General features: G+C 34.3%; 13 protein-coding genes. 6 read left to right on the top strand and 7 right to left on the bottom strand.

What is annotated here, in order from left to right:
* Nucleotides 1-9 precede the first annotated feature (9 nt).
* Nucleotides 10-2,643 (bottom strand): gliding motility-associated C-terminal domain-containing protein, encoded by a 2,634-nt coding sequence (locus JOD96_RS06810; RefSeq protein WP_209563523.1) that lies wholly within the window; start codon nt 2,641-2,643, stop codon nt 10-12.
* 135 nt (nt 2,644-2,778) lie between these two features.
* The gene (locus tag JOD96_RS06805) at nt 2,779-4,104 is read right to left on the bottom strand and encodes a PDZ domain-containing protein (protein ID WP_209563522.1); all 1,326 of its coding nucleotides are present in this window, start codon (nt 4,102-4,104) and stop codon (nt 2,779-2,781) included.
* Nucleotides 4,105-4,226: 122 nt separating this feature from the next.
* Between JOD96_RS06805 and JOD96_RS06800 the strand changes: the two genes are divergently transcribed.
* The 6 genes from JOD96_RS06800 (at nt 4,227) to lgt (ending at nt 9,524) form a co-directional block, all read left to right on the top strand.
* Nucleotides 4,227-5,426 carry a pyridoxal phosphate-dependent aminotransferase gene (locus tag JOD96_RS06800; RefSeq protein WP_209563521.1) on the top strand — a complete coding sequence of 400 codons (1,200 nt, stop codon included), beginning with the start codon at nt 4,227-4,229 and terminating at the stop codon, nt 5,424-5,426.
* A 204-nt stretch (nt 5,427-5,630) separates the two neighbouring features.
* Nucleotides 5,631-6,302, top strand: a complete 672-nt coding sequence (folE, locus tag JOD96_RS06795; RefSeq protein ID WP_209563520.1) for a GTP cyclohydrolase I FolE — start codon at nt 5,631-5,633, stop codon at nt 6,300-6,302.
* 37 nt (nt 6,303-6,339) lie between these two features.
* Nucleotides 6,340-6,729: a four helix bundle protein gene (locus JOD96_RS06790; protein ID WP_209563519.1), complete on the top strand. Its 390-nt coding sequence runs from the start codon at nt 6,340-6,342 to the stop codon at nt 6,727-6,729.
* A gap of 60 nt (nt 6,730-6,789) precedes the next feature.
* Complete coding sequence (gene cysS / locus JOD96_RS06785) at nt 6,790-8,268, top strand: cysteine--tRNA ligase (protein ID WP_209563518.1); 1,479 nt, start codon at nt 6,790-6,792, stop codon at nt 8,266-8,268.
* A gap of 20 nt (nt 8,269-8,288) precedes the next feature.
* Nucleotides 8,289-8,528 carry a membrane protein insertion efficiency factor YidD gene (gene yidD, locus JOD96_RS06780; protein WP_209563517.1) on the top strand — a complete coding sequence of 80 codons (240 nt, stop codon included), beginning with the start codon at nt 8,289-8,291 and terminating at the stop codon, nt 8,526-8,528.
* A gap of 63 nt (nt 8,529-8,591) precedes the next feature.
* Nucleotides 8,592-9,524 (top strand): prolipoprotein diacylglyceryl transferase, encoded by a 933-nt coding sequence (lgt, locus tag JOD96_RS06775; RefSeq protein ID WP_209563516.1) that lies wholly within the window; start codon nt 8,592-8,594, stop codon nt 9,522-9,524.
* A 53-nt stretch (nt 9,525-9,577) separates the two neighbouring features.
* Here lgt and JOD96_RS06770 read toward each other — a convergent pair whose 3' ends face one another.
* The 5 genes from JOD96_RS06770 to asnB form a co-directional block, all read right to left on the bottom strand.
* A complete protein-coding gene (locus JOD96_RS06770; RefSeq protein WP_209563515.1) occupies nt 9,578-10,189 on the bottom strand; it encodes an acyloxyacyl hydrolase in 612 nt (203 codons plus the stop codon).
* A gap of 86 nt (nt 10,190-10,275) precedes the next feature.
* The gene (gene secDF / locus JOD96_RS06765) at nt 10,276-13,263 is read right to left on the bottom strand and encodes a protein translocase subunit SecDF (RefSeq protein WP_209563514.1); all 2,988 of its coding nucleotides are present in this window, start codon (nt 13,261-13,263) and stop codon (nt 10,276-10,278) included.
* A 226-nt stretch (nt 13,264-13,489) separates the two neighbouring features.
* Entirely contained in the window at nt 13,490-14,425 is a 936-nt protein-coding gene (mdh, locus tag JOD96_RS06760; protein WP_209563513.1) for a malate dehydrogenase, read from the bottom strand.
* A gap of 110 nt (nt 14,426-14,535) precedes the next feature.
* Nucleotides 14,536-16,476, bottom strand: a complete 1,941-nt coding sequence (gene gyrB / locus JOD96_RS06755; RefSeq protein ID WP_209563512.1) for a DNA topoisomerase (ATP-hydrolyzing) subunit B — start codon at nt 16,474-16,476, stop codon at nt 14,536-14,538.
* A gap of 237 nt (nt 16,477-16,713) precedes the next feature.
* Nucleotides 16,714-18,330, bottom strand: coding sequence for an asparagine synthase B (asnB, locus tag JOD96_RS06750; protein WP_209563511.1), 1,617 nt, complete (start codon nt 18,328-18,330; stop codon nt 16,714-16,716).
* Between the last annotated feature and the right edge of the window lie 152 nt (nt 18,331-18,482).

Here is an 18,482-nt window from a genome sequence, read left to right as displayed (position 1 = left end):
AGAAGGAATTTATCTATTCAAATAAAGACGTCCTTGTTTAGGTGGTTTATTATCTTTATTAAAGTATAGAACATAGAAATAAACCCCATTTGGTGCTATTCCGCTCGCAATCCCATTAGTTTCATAATTTATTCCGTCCCAACCCGGTTTATTTTTATGTCCTTTGTACATTCCGCTTCCATATCTGTTAAAAATTTCCAGCGTATAATCAGGATATAAAAAATCAATGTCCGGAATAACAAAAACATCATTTACTCCGTCTCCATTTGGAGAAAATCCATCAGGAATAAAGAAAGAATACTCCGGTGAATCGCAATCTAGCAATGACACAGTAACTTCAATATTCTCATTTGATATACAGCTGGTTGTACTGGAAAAATCAAATCCATAATAAATTCCCTTATCAATCAATGGTGTGGTTGACGGCAATAAATTTCCATTATTTGGAGCATCATACCAAACTATTGTAGCGGGTACATTTGTGTTATTTGATAAATCTGCAATGGTTGGATTATTTAAACCACAGAAATTTTGTCCGTCCTGATTTAATACCGGTGCAGGCAAATCATTTATGGTAACAGTAATCATGCTTGGATCTGATGTGCAATCCCTTATAGTTTCTCTTACATAATAATTTTGAGACATAAGAAGATCGGTATCTGCCAGAGGTGTTGTAGCTGTAGCCGAATCGTACCATTTGTATTGATTTCCGCTAGGAACCAAATTGGCAACTGTTGCCAGTTCTATTTTACAAAAATCCTGATTATTTACAACCGGAGCTGTTGGGTAAGGGTTTATTAAAAAGGCATCTGTCACATTGGTTACATTCACTGCACAATTTGTCGTGTTATTAACCAAATTCGTCACCGATATTGTTGTAGCCCCTGTATTTGGGATTAGGTTTGAAGGGATTACAAAATTAGCTGAACCATTCGTTAATGTTAACGGTATCACCTGTACTGTTGATGTATTGCTTCCTGAAAGAACATAAGACAGTGTAACATCTGTTAAACTTCTAAATCCTGAAACGGTTGCCGTAACAACACCTCCAAAACAAACATCATTTGCCCGTATTATTAAACTTGATAAATCCGGCAGCGGATCGATAATTAAATTCCCTGTAAGATTGGCTGTATTCGTACATTGAGAAGGGGCATGTGTGATATTGGTAATCATAATATTTGTAGTCCCGCTGGCTGTATTAAATACTGCCGGGATAGTAAAACTTGCGTTACCGCCTGTAAATGTAGCTACAGCTATTTGATTAAATGCTGTATTAGCTCCTGAGAGGTTATATCTAATTTCATATGTACCATCTGTAACTTTTATGGCATCTGTGATTTGTATCAATGCATCATTATTACGGCAGATGTGTGACTCTGTGATTTTCGCACCATCTAAATCCGGGATGGCATAAATAATCAAATCGTCGGACAAGTTATTAATAATGTTTGCACATATACCTGCGCTATTTGATGGAATTATACTCAAGATATTTACATTAAAAGTACCTGCCTGTTGAAAATAATCTGGCTTTATAAAAAATGACATCACACCATTATTAAAAGTTGCTGTTACTCTTTCTGTAGCGCTATTTGGTCCTGAAACCCTAAAAGAAACCAAATAAGAGCCGTTTGGTATTGGCGCCGGGCCTTTATTGATTCTTATGGAATAGTTTGCTGTCGGAATTTCTGTTTCACAGATATCACTACTTACATTCATTGTGGCCCCTGTAAAATCAAGTTTATCTTCAAGATATATTCTGACTGTTGTTTGTGCGTCCTGACAAATAGGATTGGTTGAAGGAACGGCATAGGTAAAATAAAAATTACCGGCGCCAAATCTATTGTATATTTTTTCTATATCAATAAAATGATCTCCCGGAGTAGTCAATTCGCCAGTAGATCTGGGATTAGCATCTCTCCATGTACCGCCTGGATCCTGACCTGAAAGCGAACTAAACAAATCATAATTGGTATAAGCTGATAATCCATCGCTTGCACACAAAAACAAACCTGGACTATCTCCAGATTCCGGTGCCCTAAAAACTGTTATTACTGCTGTAGAAGATACTGCCGGACAAGTACCTATTGCAGGCATTGTATATGTAAATTGAAAAGTGCCTTCTATGTCTTCTACATTGATAAGACCGCGTACATCTTCATTGGTAGTATCATTATGCCACAGTCCGTTAGAATGCGGACTTAGGTAAACACCATTGAATGCCTGAAAAAGATTAAACGTTTTAACTGCGCTGCAAACGGAAACATTTGGCGAAGTAACTCCTGAATATCCTCCTATTGTAACAGTCACCATAGCAGAGTTATCTGTACATCCTCCCACACCTTCTACTGTATAGGTGTAGTGAAAAATACCGCTCTGGCGAATAAGCTGCGCATTCAAAATACCTGTAGTGAGATTTAAACCTCCCGAACCATCATCGTCTGTCCATATACCACCCGGTGTTGGAGTTCCGTTTAAGGCGGCAAACAAATTTATCGTTTGACTAGCCGAATCGGTTATATCACATACAGTTAAGTCTGCATCATCTCCTGCACATTGTGCATAAAGTCCATTAGGTAAAAATGAAGAAAAAATAAAAAATATTAAAATTAGTAGGAAATGTGCGTATTTTTTGATCATAAACTTCTATTTTGGGATAAAATTAGTGAAATTATATCTCTAAGTAAACAAAAATGCAAGTTAACCAATATTTTAAAGAAAATTCAAACAAAAACAGCCCTGTTTGACTTTTATTTCTACAAATAATTTCTTATTTTATAATTCATCTTCTAATTTAAATCTAAATTTCAAAATCAAACTGTTTCTTTCCACTTCCAGATTAATCCAGATATCTTCCTCAGATTTTAGAAGAGAATTTATTTGCTGTAATGAATATTTATAAGGTAAGTTATTATTGATGCTTACAATGATATCCCCCTTTTGCAAACCACATTTTTCTGCAGCAGAGTGTTTTCGGATATTCACTATTTCGTAAACTGGTTTTAATGAAAATTTATACCTGAAATTATCATCTTTTTTTAGATTTTGCTCAACCTCTCCCACTGATGAAGCAACCTGAACTGTCTGCAAATGCACAGTTTCCTGGACCCATTGCAAACCATTGTGCTGGACTGTGATTCCGCTTTTGTTATAAGTAAAAGGCTCAAAAAATTTACTGTTTTTTTTCAGGTATAAGTTTCTTCCGGCATAATCTAAAACCACGGTAAATCGTTTTAAAATTTCTCCTCCTACAGAACCAATTCTTCCCGGAACCATTCTTACATTCTTAATTGATGATGAATCAGGAAAGGATACAATAGGATTTTTAAAACTAAAATCTGCCAGAGAAAATTTTTCAATTTTAGCACGATGTCCTTCAATATCACCACTAAATCCTTTGCCCAAAAAATCAGGAAAATTCTTTTTTGGCAATTTAATTTTATTATTTTCAAAAACCCAAAAAGAATCACTATTCCCAATATCTATAAGCAATTTGGCGGGAATATTTTGTGAATCGACAACAGCGACAGCTTCAATATATGGTTTTGATTTTTCTATCGTAATAGGAATTGATTTGAATTTTTTGCCCAGTTTTTTTCTTACTTCTTCATTATTTGAATGTATCGTAATTTTCTTCCTTTGGTAATTGATTTCGACAATATTGTTTTTAAAAAACTTATAACCAATTATTCCATTTACCGGGATACCTATATGTGAGGACAAATTAAAAGTTTGATCTAAAATAATGTATAACAAATGATTTTGTGACTTAAGACCATGACTTGTCAAAACATTGTTGGTAGATTTTAATCCTTCTATTTCTTCCTCACTTCCTAATCCTCTAAGTTTTATTTTTTCGACATTATTAAAACTAACTTCCTGTTTGTCTTCCATACTAAACAAAATAGTTTCTTCTACGCCAGAATCTAAAAGGAAATTTAATTCTACACCGTTTACTTTTATTGGAATAAAAATAAGGTTGTTTATTAATTTAAAAGGAATTGTAACCTTCGAATGTCCGCTTTCAATCAAAAAATCACTTTGAGCATTTAAAAGAAAAGGTGTTAAAACCCCAAAAAACAACGCAATATATTTTTTCATTGATAATTTTTTAATATAAAATTAATAAAAAAATTGATAATTGTTACATTTTCACAACTACTAGTATTCTGCATGTTATATTCGAAAAAAAAATGCAAATTTGCACTTCAATAATTTAACTCATGCCAACAATATCACACAAAGGCAGAAACATGCCCGAATCACCGATACGTAAACTTGCTCCTTATGCAGATCTTGCAAAACAAAAAGGACATAAAGTGTATCATCTAAACATTGGTCAACCGGATATCAAGACACCCGAAGTGGCCATCGAGGCGGTAAAAAATATTGATTTAAGCATTATAGAATACAGTCCATCTGCCGGATATGAAAGTTATAGAAAAAAATTAGCTCAGTTCTACCAACGCCAGAATGTAAATGTCAACTCAGAAGATATCATTGTAACTACTGGTGGTTCTGAAGCTTTGTTATTTGCACTGGCCACTATTACAGATCCTGGGGACGAAATTATTATTCCCGAACCCTTTTATGCTAATTATCATGCGTTTGCATCTTCTACAAGTGCAACTGTAATTCCGGTAATATCAACAATAGACAGCGGATTTGCTTTGCCAGGGATTGATGAAGTTGAAAAACTGATTACGCCTAAAACCAAAGCCATTTTAATTTGTAATCCTGGAAATCCAACCGGTTATTTATACACAGAAGCAGAGATTAAACAATTGGCAGGTCTGATCAAAAAGCACGACTTGTATCTAATTGCTGACGAGGTTTATCGTGAATTTTTGTATGACGGAGATGATGTTCATTTTTCTGTAATGAATTTAGAAGATGTACAGCAAAATGTTATTATGGTCGATTCTGTTTCTAAACGTTACAGTATGTGCGGTGCACGAATTGGCTGTCTGGTGACCAAAAATAAAAATGTACTTGCAACAGTAATGAAATTTGCACAGGCGCGATTAAGTCCGCCAACCATTGAGCAAATTGCCTGCGAAGCTGCTATTGATACTCCACAGAGTTATTTTGATGAAGTAATTTCAGAATACAAAAGCAGACGCGATACTTTGATAACTGAATTAAATAAAATTGAAGGCGTCATCGTAACCAAACCAAAAGGAGCTTTTTACTGCATAGCACAATTGCCAATAAAAGATTCTGATGATTTTGCACAATGGCTTTTAGAAAAATATGATCTTAACGGAGAAACAGTAATGATTGCTCCGGCCAAAGGTTTTTATTCTACTCCGGGAATGGGTTTAAATCAGGTAAGAATTGCGTACGTTCTAAATAAAAAAGATTTAACAACTGCTGTTAACATACTAAAGGAAGCACTTTTAGCTTACAACAGCAGACATTAATAAATAGAAGAAAGTCTTAAATTGAAAAAGACAATAACCTAATTGCGGTTATTGTCTTTTTCGTTTAAAGAATACTGATTAAGTTGATTTTGTACTATTACTAAAAAGTAAGCACTAAATAGTAAAAACGATAGAAAAGTTTTCCTTTTTATTAATTATCTTTACCTCCTTAAAAAGATATACCCATTATAATTGTAGTTTTTAATGACAAATAACGAAGATTTTTTAGACGAAATAGGTGACAATCACTTCAGCAGTAATGCACAAAACCCTTTAAGAAAGGATGCTTTTGACTTAAGTGACGAAGAAAAAATAGAAAAAATAAAAAAAGATGTCGAAAACATCCTCCAGACTCTTGGAATGGATTTGACAGATGACAGTATAAAAGGTACTCCAAACCGAGTAGCAAAAATGTTTGTAAAGGAGATTTTTGGTGGTTTAAACCCTTCAAAACAACCAAAAGCTTCTACTTTTGAGAATAATTACAAATACGGTGAGATGTTGGTTGAGAAAAACATTACCGTATATTCTACCTGCGAACACCATTTATTACCAATTATCGGAAGAGCGCATGTTGCTTATATTTCAAGCGGAAGAGTTATTGGTTTATCAAAAATGAACCGAATTGTTGAGTACTATGCAAAAAGACCTCAGGTTCAGGAGCGTCTGACAATGCAAATTGTTCAGGAACTTCAAAAAGCTTTAGGTACTGAAGATGTTGCGTGTGTCATTGACGCCAAACATCTTTGCGTTAATTCACGAGGAATCAAGGATATCGAAAGCAGTACAGTAACGTCTGAATTCGGCGGAAAGTTCAAAGATCCTCAGACAAAGAGAGAATTTCTTGACTATATCAAACTAGATACTCAGTTTTAAAAAGTTAATTGTTTTTTGTTTTTTGTTTGTAGTTACTATGGGAAAAATACAAAAATTTGAAGATCTCGATATTTGGAGATTAGCTCGACTAATATGCCAACAGATCGAATTCCTTATACAAAATACAAACTTAAAAACAAATTACGCTTTAAAAGATCAAATTGACAGAAGCTCTGGCTCTATTATGGATAATATTGCTGAGGGTTTTGAGAGAAATGGCAATAGAGAATTCATTCAGTTTTTAAGCATTGCAAAAGGTTCAGCCGGAGAAGTAAAATCACAATCTTACAGGGCTTTTGATAAAAAATTGATTTCTGAAGAGCAACATTTAAAATTAAATGAAACAGTTGAATTAGTAAAAAACAAAATTGGAGCGATGATGAACTATTTAAACAATTGTGAAATTAAAGGACTCAAATTCAAATAATATTCCGACCTTCAAACTAAAAACAATAAACAATAAACTAAAAACAATAAACAATTTACAATGCCTTTATACAACTCACAATCGCTAAAAATATACAACTCACTTTCGGGTGAAAAAGAAAGTTTCAACCCTATTCATGAAGGAAATGTTGGAATGTATGTTTGCGGTCCTACAGTTTATAGCAACGTACATTTAGGAAACGTAAGGACGTTTATGTCCTTTGATGTCATTTTTAGATATTTTCTTCATCTGGATTATAAAGTTCGTTATGTAAGAAATATTACTGATGTAGGGCATATAGTTGATGATGTTGACGAAGGTGAAGATAAAATTGCAAAAAAAGCACGTTTAGAGCAGTTAGAACCTATGGAGGTTGTACAGCGCTATACGGTAGATTTTCATGATATTTTAAAATCATTCAATTTTCTTCCGCCAAGTATTGAACCAACTGCTACCGGGCATATTATAGAACAGATTGAAATCATCAAAAAAATCATCGATACCGGAATTGGCTATGAAGCCAACGGCTCGGTTTATTTTGATGTAGTTAAATATAACGAAACCAACAATTACGGAATTTTAAGCGGCAGAAACATCGAAGACATGCTTGCTAATACACGTGATCTGGATGGCCAATCAGACAAAAGAAACCCGCAGGATTTTGCGCTTTGGAAAAAAGCCGAACCTGAACATATTATGAGATGGCCTTCTCCCTGGAGCGATGGCTTTCCCGGATGGCATCTGGAATGTACTGCAATGAGTACTAAATATCTTGGTAATCATTTTGACATTCACGGAGGTGGAATGGATTTAAAATTCCCTCACCATGAATGTGAAATTGCACAAAATGAAGCATGCACTGGTCAGTCGCCGGTAAATTACTGGATGCATACCAATATGCTTACTTTAAACGGAAAGAAAATGGCAAAATCAACTGGCAATAACATTTTGCCGGGCGAGATTTTAAGCGGAGATAATAACATTCTGAGCAAAGCTTTTTCTGCTTCTGTTACCCGTTTTTTTATGTTACAGGCTCATTATAGAAGTATTTTAGATTTTTCTGATGATGCTATCATAGCTGCCGAAAAAGGATATAAAAGATTGATGGAAGCTGTTGACACTTTACCTGCTATTTCTGCTAGTGCAACAAGTTCTCTGGATATAGCATCCTGGAAACAATTGTGCTACGATGCTATGAATGATGATTTTAATACGCCAATTTTAATTGCAAATTTATTTGAAGCCGTTCGCTATATCAATTTATTAAAAGAAGGAAAAGAAACCATTTCTGCAGAGGATCTAAAAATCTTTACAACTGCAATTAATACTTTTATTTTTGATGTTTTAGGCTTAAGCGATGAAAAGGCTGCTGACAGTAATAATGATAAATTAGAAGGTGTTGTTAATATGCTTATCGGAATGAGAAATCAGGCCAGAGCCGATAAAAACTTCGCGCTTTCTGATCAGATTCGTGACCAGTTAATTGGTTTAGGAATTCAATTAAAAGACGGAAAAGAAGGTACAAGCTTTTCTATATAAATCATCCAATCTAATAAACTATGAAATTAATCACTCCATTTGTTTTATTAGTACGCTTTTATCAGACAGCGATTTCACCTTTCACACCAGCAAGCTGCAGGTTTGAACCGACGTGTTCTTCTTATATGATTCAGGCACTGCAAATGCATGGATTATTTTATGGAGGGTATTTAGGAACAAAACGAATCCTGAGCTGTCATCCCTGGGGAAGAACCGGCTATGACCCTGTCCCTGAAAAGAAATGTTCGCACAAACATTAACTTTAAATAAAGATATACTCTGTTTTAAATATTTATTTTTACAACAAACTAAAAAATTAACATATGACACACGCCTTAAATATCATTTGGAATCCTTCTGAAGGAATTGATTTAGGATTTTTTATGATTCGCTACTACAGTTTAATGTTCGTAATCGCTTTTGGCCTTGGATGGTTCTTAATGAAGAAGATTTTTGAACGCGAAAACGAATCAATTGATAAATTAGATTCTTTATTCGTCTGGACCGTTTTAGCTACTTTAATCGGCGCACGTCTGGGACATGTTTTATTTTACGATTGGGAATATTTTAGAAATCATTTACTTGAAATCTTCCTTCCATTTAAATTTGAACCTAAATTCGAATTCACAGGATTTCAGGGATTAGCAAGCCACGGTGCTGCCATTGCTATCATTATAGCAATGTATTACTACAGCAAAATTATCTTAAAACGTCCACTTTTATGGATTTTGGACAGAGTTGTTATTCCAGTTGCGAGTGGTGCAATTTTTGTACGTTTAGGAAACTTTTTTAACTCAGAAATTATTGGCCATGAAACTGCTTCGGCATTTGGCATTCGTTTTTTGCATGATAAATTTAGCAAAGCCGAAGCCGTAAATGCTACTAATATTCCAAATCCAAAAGACGCTTATACAGCAATTGCAACAGATCCGAAATTTGCAGATTTATTAGCCACAGTTCCGGCAAAACATCCTACTCAATTGTATGAAGCTTTCTGTTACATTTTTGTATTCGCTATTTTATTCTTTTTGTACTGGAAAACAAATGCAAGATTAAGATCAGGCTATTTATTTGGGTTATTTCTTGTACTCTTATTTGTAGTACGATTTATAGTAGAGTTCGTAAAAGAAAGTCAAGGTGGTATTGAAAGTGAATTAGGCTTATTCTCCACCGGGCAATGGCTAAGCATACCTTTTATAATTATCGGCGCTTTTTTCATTATAAGAGCCAAAAGAAATCCTTTAGCAACTTCATAATAATTGCAACATAAATATAGAACACCCGGTAATTAAAATTACCGGGTGTTTTTTTATAGGCAATAAGAAATTCCAAATTCAATATTCTTTGTATTATATCCTGCATTAGAATTACCTAATCCCGCATTTGAAACATGTCTGATGCCCGGACGGATATCAAGCTGAAATCTTAGCACTTTTATACAGAAACCAATTGCTAAAACATCTGCAAAAGCAAACCCCTCAGACATTCGTTCTGTTTCTGTATCTGTAATCATAGGACCAATACTTCCCAAAGCATAAACCGAGAGCTTCTCATTTATGGGTTTCCTTACCAAAAAGCCTATATTTAACACATATTCACGAACATTTTTTAATTGTGTATATACGAGTCTCTTTTCTTCAAAATCAGCGGTTTCCGGTTTCACAAAATATAAATTCAACAATTTGTGTTTGGCAAAATTAATTTCAGGCTGCAAAAGGATTTGATACTGAAAGTTTCTATTTTCTTTTAAGTTATAATAGATTTCAAATTTGTAAAAATGATTATCGAAGATATAATCCTTATTTTTAAACTCATTCCCAAATCCATAATTAAAACCAATAATGAATTTACCCGGATATTGCCCATACACTGAAGTAAGAACCAAAAAAGAAAATAAAGTCAATAGTAAACATCTTCTCATATATACTTTTTAAGTTAAATATAAGCATAAAAAAAAGATCCAGCTTTCACTGGATCTTTCTGTTATATAAAACTATAAGGTTTAAATTAAGCCTTATTATGTTTATCTTCAATCGTGTGTTTATCATCTTTAGAAATCGTATCAACCAATACTGGTGTTGCAATAAATAATGAAGAATAAGTACCTACAATAATACCAACTAACATTGCAAAGATAAATCCTCTAATTGATTCTCCACCAAAAATAAACATTGTTAATAATACAATGATCATCATTAATGAAGTATTCAATGTTCTTGATAATGTAGTATTAATAGAAGCATTTACAATATCTTCAAAACTTCCTTTACGGTTTCCGATGATAAACTCTCTGATTCTGTCAAATACAATTACAGTATCATTCATAGAGTAACCGATTACAGTAAGAATCGCCGCAATAAAGTGCTGATCCATTTCCATGTGGAAAGGCATGAATTTATAACATAAAGAGTAAATTCCTAATACGAAGATAACGTCATGCGCAACAGCTGCAATCGCACCTAATGAATATTGCCATTTACGGAAAGATATCATTAAGTATAAGAAGATTGCTGCCATAGCTCCTAAAACTGCCCAGTAAGAGTTTGTTTTGATATCCTCAGAAATAGAAGCTCCAACTTTAGAAGCTTGTAATACTCCAACCGTTTTACCGTCATAAGTATTAGTAAACTTTTCATAAGTAGTATTTGGATAATACTTAGCTAATGCCTTGTAAAGTTTTTGATTCACCTCTTCGTCAACTGCTACTCCATCTTCCTGGATTTTGTATTTAGTTGTAATTTTTAACTGATCATCATCACCTAAAATTTTAGCCTCAACCGGAGTTCCAAAAGCAGCAGATAATTCATCTGAAACTACAGTTGCATCAACTGGTTTTTCAAATTTAACCTGGAAAGTTCTACCTCCAACGAAATCAACACCCTGATCTAATCCGTTAACGAAAAAGATAGAAATTAAACTTACTACAACTACAATAGAAGAGAAAATATAAGTAAACTTTTTGATTTTGATGAAATCGAAGTGGAAATTTGTAAACCAGTTTTTAGTAATGTTTGTAGAAAAAGTCAAATCACCTTTTCCTGCAATATTTCTATCGATAAAGATTCTCGCAATAAAGATTGAGGTAAACATAGAAGTTATGATACCAATAAGCAATGTTAATGCAAATCCTTTGATAGGTCCAGTTCCGAAAATAAATAAAATTGCTCCAGTTAAAACGTGAGTAACGTTTGCATCAATAATCGAACGCATTGCACCATGCCATCCGTAAGATGCAGCTACTGCTTCAGCCAGCGATTTACCATCACGTAATTCTTCTTTTGCTCTTTCAAATATAATAATGTTGGCATCTACCGCTGTACCTAATGTTAATACGATACCTGCGATACCTGGTAATGTTAATACAAAACCAAAACTAGCCATAATTCCAAATAAGAAAAGTAAGTTCAATAATAAGGCAAGGTTAGCATACCAACCTGCTTTACCATAATAGAATACCATCCATAAACAAACTAATAAAAATCCTAATACAGAAGAGATTGTTCCTGCATCAATTGCAGCCTGACCTAAAGATGGTCCTACAACTGTTGATTGAATAATATCTGCAGAAGCCGGTAATTTACCTGCATTTAATACGTTTGCTAAATCTTTAGTTTCAGCTACATCAAAAGAACCTGTAATTTCAGATCTTCCTCCAGCAATTGGTCCGCTTGTAACACCTGGCGCAGAATAAACGATATTATCTAAAACAATAGCGATGTAGCTTTTTTGATTATAAGCTCTTCCTGTCAATTCTTCCCAAACTTTAGCTCCCTGACTGTTCATTTGCATAGAAACAGCTGGTTTACCCATTTGGTCAAAAGTATCTTTGGCATCAGTAACAAGACCACCATTCATTGCCGGGATATTGTCTCTGTTTCCTTTTAATGCATATAATTCAACTACTTCAAGATCTTTTGCTTTTGGATCTTTTGCAGTAGCTCCAGATATAGTAGTTGGTTTGCTCCATACAAATTTTGCATAGTGCTGATCAGCACCTAATAAAACTCTAATCTCAGGTCTTTTAAGATAAGAATTAATAGTTGCAGTATCTTTTGGTGCAAAATAACCTAAAATTGGTCCACCACCCTGCATAACAATTTTGTCAAACAATGGGTTATTTCCTTTTTTAGCTTCAGTTGAATCTTTAGTATCAGTCAATAAAGCATTTAATGAATCTTTAGCAACTGTTTTAGTTTCTGTTTTTTTGATTTCAGTTTTCTTTAAAGCTTCGTTAGCCGATACCAAAAAGTTTCCGATTTCTTCAATCTTATAAGTTTCCCAAAACTCTAACTGAGCTTTTCCACCTAATAATTTTTTAATTCTGTCTACATCTTTTGCACCTGGAAGTTCAACTAAGATTCTTCCTGTAGCACCCAGTTTTTGGATATTTGGCTGTGTTACACCAAATTTATCGATACGCTCTCTTAGTACTTTGTAAGCACTTTCGATTGACTCATCAACTTTTTTTCTGATTATTTTTTGAGCTTGAGCATCGGTCATTTCAAAAGCAATACCACCTTCACCTTGTAAATTTCTGTTAGCAAAAATTTCCGGAGAAGCCAATTTTGTTGTTCCGTTTGAATTTGCATCAAAGGCTTCAAAAAATTTATCTAAATAAGATTTATTACCTTCTAAATTTGCAGTCGCGTCGGCTAATGATTTATTAAATACCGGATTTTTAGAATTGTTTGCTAATCCTTTTAAAACGTCTTTAATAGAAATTTGAAGAATAACGTTGATTCCTCCTTCTAAGTCAAGACCTTTATTGATTTGTTTGTTTTTTACTTCATCGTAAGTAAAACTCGTAAAACCAAGATTTAGCACCTCTACTTTACCAATAGAATCTAAATATTTTAGCTCTTTATCAGGATTATCTCCTGCAAAAGCTTTAGCCTCACTTTTGACATTGCTTGCCAGGTAAGTGAACGAAAGTTGGTAAATACTTACCAATGCAAATAGAATTGCGAAAAATTTAATAAGTCCTTTATTCTGCATTATTACTAAAAATTAATTATGTTTTATTGTTTGTTTTTGTTTTAAAGTGCCATAAAATAAGCCCTGACAGATTTTTTTAAAACAAAAAAACTAGATCACGAATTACAACATTTTTTTTAAACCGAGCAAATATATAATTTACGAAAAGATTAACCAATTTATTTATTAATTAATCTCAAAAAAAAGACTGCAAAAGTGCAGCCTTATCTTTTTTTTACCAATTTCATTATGCTAAAATTGATTTTAGAGCGTCATTCATACCTCTAACGGCATCTGCACTTTTAGCAAACAAAGCTTTCTCCTGATCATTTAATTTAATATCAAGAATTTCTTCAACTCCGTTTTTACCAATTATACATGGGACTCCTATACATATATCGTTTTGCCCATATTCTCCTTCTACGAAAACAGAACATGCAATCATTTTTTTCTGGTCATTTAAAATACTATCTACAAGATAGGCTACAGAAGCTCCGGGCGCATACCATGCAGAAGTTCCTAAAAGACCTGTAAGAGTTGCCCCGCCTACCATAGTATCAGCAGCTACTTTTTGTAATACTTCTTCTGAAAGGAATTCTGTTACCGGAATACCATTATATGATGCCAGACGTGTTAATGGAATCATTGTAGTATCACCATGTCCGCCAATAACCATTGCTGAAATATCATTTGCAGGTTTATCAAGTGCTAAAGATAAATAAGTTCTAAAACGAGAACTGTCTAAAGCTCCTCCCATACCTATAATTCTGTTTTTTGGCAATCCGGTAGATTTTAGGGCCAGATACGTCATAGTATCCATTGGGTTAGAAACAACAACAATAATTGTATCTGGTGAATATTTCAGTACATTTTCAGCAACTCCCTTAACAATTCCTGCATTAATACCTATTAATTCTTCACGTGTCATTCCTGGTTTTCTTGGAATTCCTGATGTAATTACTACTACATCGCTTCCAGCAGTTTTAGAATAATCATTGGTTACTCCGGATACTTTGGTATTAAAACCTGTATTTGTAGCACATTGTGTAATATCCAGTGCTTTCCCTTCGGCAAAACCTTCTTTAATATCCAACAATACTACTTCGCTTGCAATTCCTCTATAAGAAATAACATCAGCACATGTAGCTCCAACATTTCCTGCTCCTACAATGGTAACTTTCATATTTTATACTTTATCGGTTATTAATTAACTTTATATCTTAAACAAAAAATTCGTTTAATTGTTTAGTAAATTTAAACAATTAAACGAATTAGAATTATTAATTTTATAATTTATGCGTCAATATTTGCATAAACCGCATTTTTCTCGATAAACTCTCTACGCGGCGGTACTTCGTCACCCATTAACATTGAGAAAACTCTGTCGGCTTCTGCCAGACTATCGATTGTTACCTGACGTAAAGTTCTAAAGCTCGGATCCATTGTAGTTTCCCATAATTGCTCCGCATTCATCTCTCCAAGACCTTTATAACGCTGGATAGCTGCACTTCCTCCCATTCTCTCATTAGCCTGATCACGCTGAACATCATTCCATGCATATTCCTTTTTATTTCCTTTTTTAACAAGGTATAAAGGTGGAGCCGCAATATAAACGTGTCCCTCTTCGATTAGCTCTTTCATGAAGCGGAAGAAGAAGGTTAATATTAAGGTAGAAATGTGACTACCATCGACATCGGCATCACACATGATGATTACTTTATGGTATCTTAGTTTTTCAAGATTTAAGGCTTTACTGTCTTCTGCAGTACCAACGGTAACTCCAAGAGCGGTAAAGATGTTACGAATCTCTTCGTTTTCGAATACTTTATGGTGCATTGCTTTCTCCACATTCAAAATCTTACCACGTAATGGCAAAATCGCCTGAAAGTTACGATCACGACCTTGTTTTGCTGTTCCACCAGCCGAATCTCCCTCGACAAGGTAAACCTCACATCTTGCAGGATCCTGCTCAGAACAATCTGATAATTTTCCTGGCAATCCACCGCCGCCCATTACGGTTTTACGCTGTACCATTTCACGTGCTTTTTTTGCAGCGTGACGTGCCTGTGCAGCTAAGATTACTTTCTGGATAATGATTCGGGCATCATTTGGATTTTCTTCCAGATAATTCTCTAACATTTCTCCAACTGCCTGAGAAACCGGAGAAACTACTTCTCTGTTTCCAAGTTTGGTTTTAGTCTGACCCTCGAATTGTGGTTCTGCAACTTTTACTGAGATAATGGCTGTTAAACCTTCACGGAAGTCATCGCCCGCAATTTCGAATTTCAGTTTATCCAACATTCCGGATGCATCTGCATATTTTTTAAGGGTTCTTGTCAAACCACTTCTAAAACCTTGTAAATGCGTTCCTCCTTCGTGAGTATTGATATTATTTACATAAGAGAAAATATTCTCCGTGTAACTTGTATTATAAATCAAGGCAACTTCAACCGGAATTTCACCTTTTTCGTGATCCATGCTGATAACGTGAGAGATAATTGGCTCACGGTTACCGTCTAAGTAACGAATATATTCTTTAAGACCTTCATCAGAATGAAAAACTTCAACTTTAAATTCACCTTTTTCATCTACTTCTCTCTTGTCAGTAAAAGTAATTGTAATTCCTTTGTTTAAGAAAGAAAGCTCACGCATACGAGCCGATAAGGTATCATAAGAGAACTCTGTAGTCTGCGTAAAGATTGTATCATCAGGATAGAAAGTCTGACGTGTACCTCTTTTATCTGTTTCTCCGATTTGTTTTACCGGATACATTGCTTTTCCTCTTTCATATTCCTGTTCGTAGATTTTACCGTCTCTAAAAACAGTAGATTTCATATGAACTGAAAGCGCATTTACAACCGAAACCCCAACACCGTGCAAACCTCCGGAAACTTTATAAGAATCTTTATCAAATTTACCTCCGGCACCAATTTTTGTCATTACAACCTCTAGTGCAGAAACCCCTTCTTTTTTATGTAAATCAACCGGGATACCACGACCGTTGTCTTCAACTGTTACAGAACCGTCTTCGTTTATTGCAACACCAATGGTATCACAATGTCCTCCCATCGCCTCATCAATAGAGTTATCAACAACCTCATAAACCAAATGATGTAGCCCTCGAACTCCTACATCTCCAATATACATCGATGGACGCATTCTTACGTGCTCCATTCCTTCTAATGCCTGAATACTATCTGCTGAATAATTGTTCTTCTTGATTTCTTCGCTCATATAATTTATTCTAAAAAATGTATTTATTGTCTAACACGCAAATATATAAAAACGCGGACTATATACCCATTAAAATCTGACTTAAAGCACTTAAGTTATTAACACAAAATCCAATTTAAATTCAAAATTCTTTAAATTCCAATTCTAAAAATAAAAATAGCACAAAAAAAACCGAAATAACATCTTAAATGTATTTCGGTTTTTTAATAAATTATATGTTAAAAACAGATTTAGTTTCTAAACTGCTACACCTGATTTTGCAATTTTTATATCTGCTTTTAAATGGGCTGCATTTGCTCTTCCGCTTGGATCCTGGTTTTCCTGCCATTTTGGAATCCATTTTCGCACGGTTTGTGCCGCACTGACCTGTGGATAATATTTGTGAAAAATCGATCGGTACAAATAAGCTTCTTTTGTGGTTGGTGAGTTATATGGAAATTCTGCTGCAGCTCCTTCCAATTGCTCATCTGATACCTGAGTTGCGCAATATTCAATTAATTCATCGATCCAGTTATATCCTACTCCATCAGAAAATTGCTCTTTCTGGCGCCATAAGACTTCCGATGGCAAATAAGGGTCTTCCGGAGTATCAAATGCTTTTCTTAGAATATATTTTTCAATTCCGTCATATGTTTTAGGCTGTTTTTCCTCTGGCTTGATTAACATTGTAGTATCAAGGAAATTTTTATCTAAAAACGGAATCCTTGTCTCTATGCTATTTGCCATTGTAGATTTATCTGCACGCAATAAATCGGCTGTAAATAACTTCTGAACTCTTTCTATTGTTTCTTTTTGAAATTCTTCTGTTGACGGAGCGTTTCTGAAATACAAATGTCCGCCAAATATTTCATCGGCACCTTCTCCGGAAAGTATCGCTTTTATTCCCTGGTCAGCAATAGCTTTAGACAATATAAACATTGGAACACTTGCTCTTACTGATATAATATCATAAGTTTCGATGTTCTGGATTATTTGATCCAAAAGTTCAATTCCTTCTTTTACAGAAAAATGAATTTCATGGTGTTCTGTGCCTAAAAATTCAGCTGCTTTTCTCGCCACTTTATTATCAGGCGTATCTGCATTTAAACCAATTGAAAATGATTGTAATTTTTTTCCTGATTCCTTTAGTAATCTTGCCGCAATCGAAGATATCAAAGAAGAGTCTAAGCCGCCGGAAAGTAATACCCCGACAGGTAAATCTCCCATCAGACGTTTACGTACCGCTTCTGTTAATGCTTCTCTTATTTCAGTTAATTTAAGATCGTTATTTGCATTTTCGTAATCTTCATATTCAGGCTGATAATATTTTACAAAACCTGTTTTTGGGGTATAATAATGTCCGGGAGGAAAGGTTGAAAATGTTTTGCACTGGTCTGCAATTGGCTTCATTTCCGAAGAAAAATATATTCTTCCTCTTTCATCCAAACCATAATATAAAGGTTTTATGCCAAGAGGGTCCCTGCTTGCAATATAATCGTCACCATCAATAATTACAAAAGCCCAGTCACCATCTAATTTGTTACAAAAATCATATCCAAATTCCTCATACAAATGCACAATGACTTCTGAATCTGATTTTGTTCTGAAATTGTAATCTTTTAAAACTCCGTTTTTTAATTCCTGGTAATTGTAAATTTCTCCATCATGAACCATCCAGGCTTTTTGTGCGCCCTGAATAGGCTGCTTACCCGAATCTAAATCTATGATTGACAAGCTTTCATGGCAAATAATACTGCCATTTTCCATGATATGATAACCTCTTTCATCGGGACCGCGGTGCGACATTCTTGCAGAAAGCTCTCTCACGAGCTGCGGGTCTTTTCCTTTGCCAATAACGGCTAATATTCCAGACATACCTTTCTAGTTTTTTTTATTTCTAAATGTTTTTAAAAGTAAACATATTTTATTTCATTACTTTTTCAGATCAGGTCAGGCATTTTTGGGGAATGTCAAATATAGAAAAGAAAGTTAAATAATTACTAATAATTATTTTTAAGTAGCTGAAA

It is taken from the genome of Flavobacterium sp. 1355, assembly GCF_017833415.1.
Taxonomy (GTDB): Bacteria; Bacteroidota; Bacteroidia; order Flavobacteriales; family Flavobacteriaceae; genus Flavobacterium.
This window is presented reverse-complemented; position numbering and strand designations above follow the sequence as displayed.

Excerpts from the sequence above, each read along its gene's own strand:
- JOD96_RS06790 (WP_209563519.1), top strand. The coding sequence starts at position 6,340 with ATGGGAAAAATACAAAAATTTGAAGATCTCGATATTTGGAGATTAGCT.
- lgt (WP_209563516.1), top strand. The coding sequence starts at position 8,592 with ATGACACACGCCTTAAATATCATTTGGAATCCTTCTGAAGGAATTGAT.
- secDF (WP_209563514.1), bottom strand. The coding sequence starts at position 13,263 with ATGCAGAATAAAGGACTTATTAAATTTTTCGCAATTCTATTTGCATTG.
- JOD96_RS06800 (WP_209563521.1), top strand. The coding sequence starts at position 4,227 with ATGCCAACAATATCACACAAAGGCAGAAACATGCCCGAATCACCGATA.
- JOD96_RS06770 (WP_209563515.1), bottom strand. The coding sequence starts at position 10,189 with ATGAGAAGATGTTTACTATTGACTTTATTTTCTTTTTTGGTTCTTACT.
- mdh (WP_209563513.1), bottom strand. The coding sequence starts at position 14,425 with ATGAAAGTTACCATTGTAGGAGCAGGAAATGTTGGAGCTACATGTGCT.
- gyrB (WP_209563512.1), bottom strand. The coding sequence starts at position 16,476 with ATGAGCGAAGAAATCAAGAAGAACAATTATTCAGCAGATAGTATTCAG.
- JOD96_RS06810 (WP_209563523.1), bottom strand. The coding sequence starts at position 2,643 with ATGATCAAAAAATACGCACATTTCCTACTAATTTTAATATTTTTTATT.
- JOD96_RS06805 (WP_209563522.1), bottom strand. The coding sequence starts at position 4,104 with ATGAAAAAATATATTGCGTTGTTTTTTGGGGTTTTAACACCTTTTCTT.
- cysS (WP_209563518.1), top strand. The coding sequence starts at position 6,790 with ATGCCTTTATACAACTCACAATCGCTAAAAATATACAACTCACTTTCG.
- folE (WP_209563520.1), top strand. The coding sequence starts at position 5,631 with ATGACAAATAACGAAGATTTTTTAGACGAAATAGGTGACAATCACTTC.
- yidD (WP_209563517.1), top strand. The coding sequence starts at position 8,289 with ATGAAATTAATCACTCCATTTGTTTTATTAGTACGCTTTTATCAGACA.
- asnB (WP_209563511.1), bottom strand. The coding sequence starts at position 18,330 with ATGTCTGGAATATTAGCCGTTATTGGCAAAGGAAAAGACCCGCAGCTC.